Source organism: Lysobacter sp. Soil_N_51, from assembly GCF_057655755.1.
Genome location: NZ_JBDGLR010000005.1, coordinates 525727 through 532596, shown reverse-complemented (window position 1 = coordinate 532596; position 6870 = coordinate 525727). Strand labels below are relative to the sequence as shown.

The 6870-nt window shown below is 65.4% G+C and carries 6 protein-coding genes; 1 reads left to right on the top strand and 5 read right to left on the bottom strand.

Going from position 1 to position 6870, the window contains the following annotated elements; genetic code table 11:
* Positions 1–271 (top strand): hypothetical protein (locus AC3A4T_RS12020; RefSeq protein ID WP_487675589.1); only part of this gene is annotated, 271 nt, incomplete at its 5' end.
* A 151-nt stretch (positions 272–422) separates the two neighbouring features.
* On the opposite strand, the gene AC3A4T_RS12015 is transcribed toward AC3A4T_RS12020, so the two are convergent.
* The 5 genes from AC3A4T_RS12015 to AC3A4T_RS11995 form a co-directional block, all read right to left on the bottom strand.
* Positions 423–959, bottom strand: a complete 537-nt coding sequence (locus AC3A4T_RS12015; protein ID WP_056105709.1) for a GNAT family N-acetyltransferase — start codon at positions 957–959, stop codon at positions 423–425.
* A 143-nt stretch (positions 960–1102) separates the two neighbouring features.
* On the bottom strand, positions 1103–2872 hold the full coding sequence (aspS, locus tag AC3A4T_RS12010; RefSeq protein ID WP_487675588.1) for an aspartate--tRNA ligase: 1770 nt from the start codon (positions 2870–2872) through the stop codon (positions 1103–1105).
* Positions 2873–3424: 552 nt separating this feature from the next.
* Positions 3425–3946: an FmdB family zinc ribbon protein gene (locus tag AC3A4T_RS12005; protein WP_487675587.1), complete on the bottom strand. Its 522-nt coding sequence runs from the start codon at positions 3944–3946 to the stop codon at positions 3425–3427.
* Positions 3947–3987: 41 nt separating this feature from the next.
* Entirely contained in the window at positions 3988–4530 is a 543-nt protein-coding gene (locus AC3A4T_RS12000) for a Slp family lipoprotein (RefSeq protein ID WP_487675586.1), read from the bottom strand.
* A gap of 112 nt (positions 4531–4642) precedes the next feature.
* On the bottom strand, positions 4643–6829 hold the full coding sequence (locus tag AC3A4T_RS11995) for a hypothetical protein (protein WP_487675585.1): 2187 nt from the start codon (positions 6827–6829) through the stop codon (positions 4643–4645).
* Positions 6830–6870 lie beyond the last annotated feature (41 nt).

Here is a 6870-nt window from a genome sequence, read left to right as displayed (position 1 = left end):
GCGAAAGTTCGCCAGGCCGTGTTTGACTCGTTTGATGCACTTAGACGTTGACAGTGCAAACCAAAGAAAAACGCTTTCTTTGGATCAAGTGCCCGCGCGATCGGTGCTGACGCAGGCATGCTCCACACGGGACATCCTGTCCCGGTGGCGCACGGCGCACATCCATGTGCGCCGCCCTTCGGGTGTGCTTTTGCTAACGCGAGTTATAAGCGTCGCAGCGCTGGAAGACAGGCGCGGCTTCAAGCTCAAAGCCGAAGCTGAGATGAGCTGAGATGAGCTGAGATGAGTTGAAAGCCAAGACCAAGACCAAGACCAAGAACAAGGCGCAGGCGCAGGCGCAGGCGCACCGATGCTCGCCACTCGCGGATAACGACTCAAGCCAAACGAACGTCGATGCACCAAGGACATCGAGTCCAGAGAAATCATCTCACCGCATTACGCCGCAAGATGAATTCATGATCCCGCGTCCCACCCACGATGAATTCGTACTCGCCGGCCTTCTCGAACCCATAACGACCATAGAACCGCTGCGCACCGAAATTCTCCGACCACACCCCGATCCACAAGGTGCGCGGCCCCTCCCGCTCAAGCCAAGCCAAAACCGTGTCGAACAGACGCGCGCCCCAGCCGCCGTTCTGCGCCTCGCGCAATACGTACAGGCGCTTGAGCTCGCCGTCGCCCGGGGCGACTTGCGGGTGCGGCAGGCCGCATGGCCCGGCCGCGGCGTGGCCTACGACAATGCCGTCGCGCTCGAGCAGGAAGATCGCGTAGTCCGGGTGCGACAGGATCACCGCCTGCTTCTCGACCGAGTAGCTGTCCTTCAGGAAGAAGGCCAGATCCTCGGGCGGATACAGGTCGCCGAAGGTTTCGACGAAGGTGCGCGCGGCGATGTCGGCCACGGTGGCCGCGTCGGCGACGACGGCGCGGCGGATCGAGAACTGCGGGGTTTCACTGGTCATAACGCCTCGCATGGAACGACAGTGTGTCGGCGCGGCAACGGATCGGATCGGGTCAACCCGATCGGATTTCATCGAAGCACCGACCCGGCACGAAGCCGGATCGATGCGACGACCGGCGCCGGGCCAAGTCCGGCGCGGCCCGATCAGGCCGGATCTTTCTTCGGCCGCACCATCACGTGCACCTCGGCCAACTGCGCGTCCGGGATCGGCGACGGCGCGCCGGTCATCAGGCATTGCGCGGTGGTGGTCTTCGGGAACGCGATCACGTCGCGGATCGACTCGGTGCCGGCCATCAGCGCGGCGATGCGGTCGATGCCGAAGGCGATGCCGCCGTGCGGCGGCGCGCCGTACTTGAGCGCGTCGAGCAGGAAGCCGAACTTGCCCTCGGCCTCTTCCGCGCCGATGCCGAGCAGGTCGAACACCGCCGACTGCATCTGCGGACGGTGGATGCGGATCGAACCGCCGCCGATCTCGTTGCCGTTGAGCACCATGTCGTAACCGCGCGACACCGCGGTCTTGGCATTGGCGCGCAGGTCGGCGATGTCGTCCACAGCCGGCGCGGTGAAGGGGTGATGCAGGGCCACGTAACGCTGCGCCTCTTCGTCCCATTCGAACATCGGGAAGTCGGTGACCCACAGCGGCTTCCAGCCGTCCTGGATCAGGTTCAGATCCTTGCCGAGCTTCAAGCGCAACGCGCCCATGAAATCGCTGGCGGTCTTGTAATCGGCCGCGCCGAAGAAGATCGCGTCGCCGGTTTGGGCGCCGCTGGCGTCGACGATCTTCGCAAGCGTCGCGTCGTCGAGGAACTTGGCGATCGGCGAGTTGATGCCTTCGCGGCCCTTGCTCGCGTCGTCGATCTTCATCCACGCCAGGCCCTTGGCGCCGTACTTGGCGGCGTGCGCGCCGGCTTCGTCGATCTGCTTGCGCGACCAGCCCGCGGCGCCCGGCGCGCGCAGCGCGATCACGCGGCCGTCGGCGTGGTTGGCCCAGTCGGTGAATACCTTGAACTCGCAGGTCTTGACCAACTCGGCGATGTCGACGAATTCCAGGTCGATGCGCAGATCGGGTTTATCCGAACCATAGCGGCGCATCGCCTCGGCGTAGGTCATGCGCGGGAACTGCGCGTCGAGTTCGACCTCGATGGTTTCCTTGAACACCACCCGGATCATGTCCTCGACCGTGTCCTGCACGTCGCGTTCGGACACCCAGGCGAACTCCATGTCGAGCTGGGTGAATTCGAGCTGGCGGTCGGCGCGCAGCGCTTCGTCGCGGAAGCAGCGCGCGATCTGGTAATAGCGATCGAAGCCGGCCACCATCAGGATCTGCTTGAACAACTGCGGCGACTGCGGCAGCGCGTAGAACTCACCCGGGTGCATGCGCGCCGGGACCAGGAAGTCGCGCGCGCCCTCGGGCGTGGCCTTGGTCAGGATCGGGGTTTCGATGTCCTGGAAATTGCGCGCATCGAGCCAGCGACGCAGCGACTGCACCAGACGGATGCGGGTGCGCATCATCTTCTGCATTTCGGGACGGCGCAGGTCGAGGTAGCGATAGGTCAGGCGGGTTTCCTCGCCGGCGTTCTCGTGGGCGTGGAACGGCAGCGGCTCGGCTTTGTTGAGCACTTCGATCGAGGTCGGCAGCACTTCGACCTTGCCGCTGCGGATCTTGTCATTGGCCGCGCCGCGCGCGCGCACGGTGCCGGTGACGCGCACGCAGCTTTCCACGCTCAGGTCGCTGGCGGTCTTGAACAGATCGGCCATATCCGAATCGACCACGATCTGGACCACGCCTTCGTGATCGCGCAGATCGGTGAACACCACGTGGCTCTGGACGCGATTGGTGTTGACCCAGCCGCACAGGGTGACGGTCTGGCCGATCAGCGCCTCGTCGACGAGGCCGCAGAAGTGGGTACGCATGGAAACTCCGAATTGGTCGATCTGTGGATCGTGGGGGTGCATCGGCCGGTAAGGGCGGGCGGGTCCGGACCGGGCCGCGGCGGGTGGCCGGGCGCGATCGCTGACCGGCCGGAGGCCGGGACCGAGCTGTCTAGAATACTAGACAAAGGCGTATGCGCCTTATGCCGCGAGCCAAGCCACATATCCGCGGGCATGAACGCCGCTGGCGTCGTCATCCCGGGAACCGCGGACATCGCAACCGTCATCCCCGCGAAGGCGGGGATCCAGAGACTTCAGAATCCTGCCTGGATCAGACCCTGAATCCCGCCGTCGCGGGGATGTCGGCTGGAATTGGCGCGGCATATCACCATGGCAAGCGCAGGATGTTGGGATCCGCGACTTCACAGTCATGCCTGGATGGAGCGCTGGATCCCCGCCTTCGCCGGGATGACGGCTTGAACCTGCGCGGCTCGCCGCTGCGTCGAGCCCGGAAACGAAACAGGGCGCCTCGCGGCGCCCCATCGGGTCGGTGTCGAACGAGCTGGCGGGCCGTACAGCCGCCTGGCGCACCGCTCAGCTGGCGGCACCGCCACTCGCCGGCTTGCTCGCCGGGGCCGGATCGGCCTTCTTTTCCGACTTGCTTTCCGCAGGCTTGCTCTCGGCCGGCTTGCTGTCGCCGCCACCGGAACCCGATCCGCCCGACGAAGAACCGCCGGAGCTGCCCTCGCCGGCCAGATTGCGCTTCTTGTCGCCGTCCTTCTTGAAATCGGTCTCGTACCAGCCGCCGCCGGCCAGGCGGAACTGGGGCGCGGTCAATTGGCGGCCGACCTTCTCGGCGCCGCATTCGGGGCACACGGTCGGATCGGCGTCGGACAGCTTCTGCAGGCGATCGAAGCTGTGTCCGCAGGCGCTGCACTGGAAGGCGTAGATGGGCATGGCGGTGGGCTGTGTTCGGGAACGGCAGACTGGCAGTGTGGGGGCGGATCGCGCCGATGCAAGCGCCGGCGCGCGGTTCGGACCGGCCGGCGGATCATCGCGGCCTGCCTCGGCGGTTCTTTTCAGGACCGTTTCACGCCGGTTTGCGGGTCGTTTCATGGCCGTTTTTCGTCGATCGCCAGGGCGCGGTCCGTGCCCCTTCAGGGCTCGCTCGGCGCCGCCCCGGGCTCGACCGGGCCATAGGCACACTGCGGATCGGTGGCGGTATCCAGGCAATCCGAAAACAGATACACCACCCGGGCCTCGATCCTCGCCACGCGCTCGCCATCAAGCTCGGAATGCCCGTCGATACGACCGACGAAGGTGATCTCGCGGAACGGCGCGAACCGCTGCGCGTCGTAGAACCCGGCGCGGCAGGCGACGAAACGCTCGTTATTGGACTCCAGCCCCCAATCCGGCCGACCGCCCGGACTCAGGCGCGCGGCGCGCATCGTGAAGCAGCTGCGGCCGTCCTCGAACGTCACCCGCTCGATCCCGCCGCCCCAGCGCACGATGGCTCCCTGGCGATCGGCGCGGGCGGCCTCGCCGGGGGTGATCGGGTCGAAATCGCCGCGCAGCGGGTCGACGACCAGCGAAGCAGGTATCGGCGCGACGGCGTCAGTATGCGACGGCGACGGCCCACCGCTCGCACACGAGGCCAGCCCAAGCACGCACACCACCGACACAAGGCCACGTACATCCATTCGAATCATCCTTTACCGCTTCGCATCGCGCCGGGTCAGCGTGCGATACGCATCAACGAAAACCCGACACCTCCGATGCGGGCACGGCGCCCACATCGGTAGAGGCCCTGCATCAAGGCCCGGTCGGCGGCACCGATGCCAGGCAATCCCCGGCAACGCATTCGACATAGTCCGCGCGCGAGTCGAGCAATTGCACCTGATACGGCCCGGTGTAGCCGGCGGGGGCGAGGAAATCATTGGAATAGAAATCCGACACCCCATACAGCCGTGCGCCGACCCGATACAGCGGGCGGAAATAGCGCACGCGCGAGGGCGCGCAGGTTTCTGCTCCGGTGGCAAACGCCTGCGTGCAATTGGCCACGATGAATGAGGTGGGCCGATTGGGAAACAGCGCACGGAAAGAATAGTCAGGGACGCCGGAGCCGGTGGGGTAGTTCCAGCTGGTCTGGCTAGAGCTCACCTGGTTGCCCATGATGTTGACATCACGTCCGCTTCCGTCTGGGAAACGGCGGATTTCGAAAATTCGAGCCGCCGGATAGCGCGCCAGTCGAGCCTCGGACGCCGGTGTTCGCCACGAACCCAGCGGCGATCCGAGCGTGATGCCGGGCTGTTGCACCATCGCGACGCTGGCGCCCACGAAGTAACCACCCGCCGCCCGCGCCAGATAGATCAGCGGACGCGAGGCTGCGCTGCCGGCGGCATAACGCCAGAAGGTGCTGTCGGTCCCCGGCTCCATCGGCGTGTTGCCCCTCACCACCTGCAATGCGCCGTTGCCGATGAGTTGATAACTGAAACTACGTTCCACGCCGTAGCTCGGAAGGATCTCCATGCGCTCGCCGACGCCGTCGACGGCGCTGAAGGAACCGCCGTGGCCGTAGCGAAACCAATACGGAGCATGCGCGCATTTACCGAATCCCGGCTGATACGCGGCACGCTGGGTCGAGGTGCAGGCGCTCGGCAGCGAGTAGGTCGGGAACTGCACGCCATCTCCCAGCAGTTGTCCCCAGGGGTGTTGCAGCGACGCAGCATTCAGATCGAACTCCGACCAGATCGCGTAAGTCGCCGTCTCCTCTTCGAAGTCACCTGCCGACGAATGATGGCTATCGAACCACAGCGAACGCGAAGCCCACAGACTGTAATCGTCGCCGACGACCAAGCGTCGCAGCCTGTGACCGCGCGAGACGCGATGCACCGGTAGCGGTTGGAACAGAGAGAACGGCAGATACCGCAGCACGTTGCGCGTGCCGGCCTCGCCAACCGGAGTGAGCGACAGCTCGCCTTGGCCGTTGATCGCCGCGGTGTAGCGCGGATGGGTGACCAACACCTCTTCCTCGAACAAGGCGAAGCTGCCGTCGCTCTGACGATACAGCAACTGCAAGTCGCTCAACGACACCGCCGGTTCGTTGATCGGCAGCGGCGCGAGCATCGCGGTCAAGTCGGGCAACTGCGTCAGCGAGGTAAACGGTACGTAATCGGCTTGCGAGAACAGATAGGCTTGCGAGGCCGGATAGAAATCCTGGGTCCAGAGGAATTCCGCATAAGCGGCCGGCGCCTCCAGCAATTGCTGGCCGTCCTGATAGCCCTGCGGCAAGGCGACCGCGCCGGACGCGAACGCGTCGAGCAGATAGGCAACCATCATCAGATCGTTGCCGACGATCGAACGGGTCATGGTTTCGAACTCGCTGTCGCTCGCGGCGTCGCGGCCTTCCAATCCCATCCGCACCAACCAGGCCAGCGCGGTGCTGAACGGCGACACCCGCAACGAGGCGCGCTCGGACAGGGTGACCTCGCCATCGCCGCCGGAAACGGCCTGCAACTTGCCGGCGCTGCCGAGCACGGAGCGGTACCGCGCGCGCGTGGAAACCACCTCCACCGTCACCATCTCGGCGTCGTTCAAGGCATTGATCGATGCGGTGTACGTCACACCCTGGACGTTCGCCGGGAACACCCGGCCGCCGACGACCACGGTCGCGGTCACCGGCTCGTTGGCGGAGGCCAGCCCGGCGATCTCGCCGTTGAGACTCAGATCGATCGATACCTGACTTGAACGGTGCCCGCTAGCTGCCGGCAACGGCACGGCACGGGTTTCAGCGACCGACGAAGCACCGATACGCTGCGCCCACTGCGTCACTGCGCCCGGATCGGACACGGCCGTCACGGTGGCGCCCGCACTCAGTACAACGAAAGCGGCCACAAGGCCCTTCCCTGCTTTCATGTTCGAATTCCCCGAAGCCGAAGACCATCGTCCTGGACGGCATCCGCCTCCGTGGCTGCGGCGAACCCGCCCCAGCCGGACCATCTCCTGGCACGCAATCTATCCCAGCAAACGGGGCTAATCCA

Bases quoted from the DNA above. Each gene is read 5' to 3' on its own strand.
- aspS (WP_487675588.1), bottom strand. From the start codon at position 2,872: ATGCGTACCCACTTCTGCGGCCTCGTCGACGAGGCGCTGATCGGCCAG.
- AC3A4T_RS11995 (WP_487675585.1), bottom strand. From the start codon at position 6,829: ATGGTCCGGCTGGGGCGGGTTCGCCGCAGCCACGGAGGCGGATGCCGT.
- AC3A4T_RS12015 (WP_056105709.1), bottom strand. From the start codon at position 959: ATGACCAGTGAAACCCCGCAGTTCTCGATCCGCCGCGCCGTCGTCGCC.
- AC3A4T_RS12000 (WP_487675586.1), bottom strand. From the start codon at position 4,530: ATGGATGTACGTGGCCTTGTGTCGGTGGTGTGCGTGCTTGGGCTGGCC.
- AC3A4T_RS12005 (WP_487675587.1), bottom strand. From the start codon at position 3,946: ATGAAACGACCCGCAAACCGGCGTGAAACGGTCCTGAAAAGAACCGCC.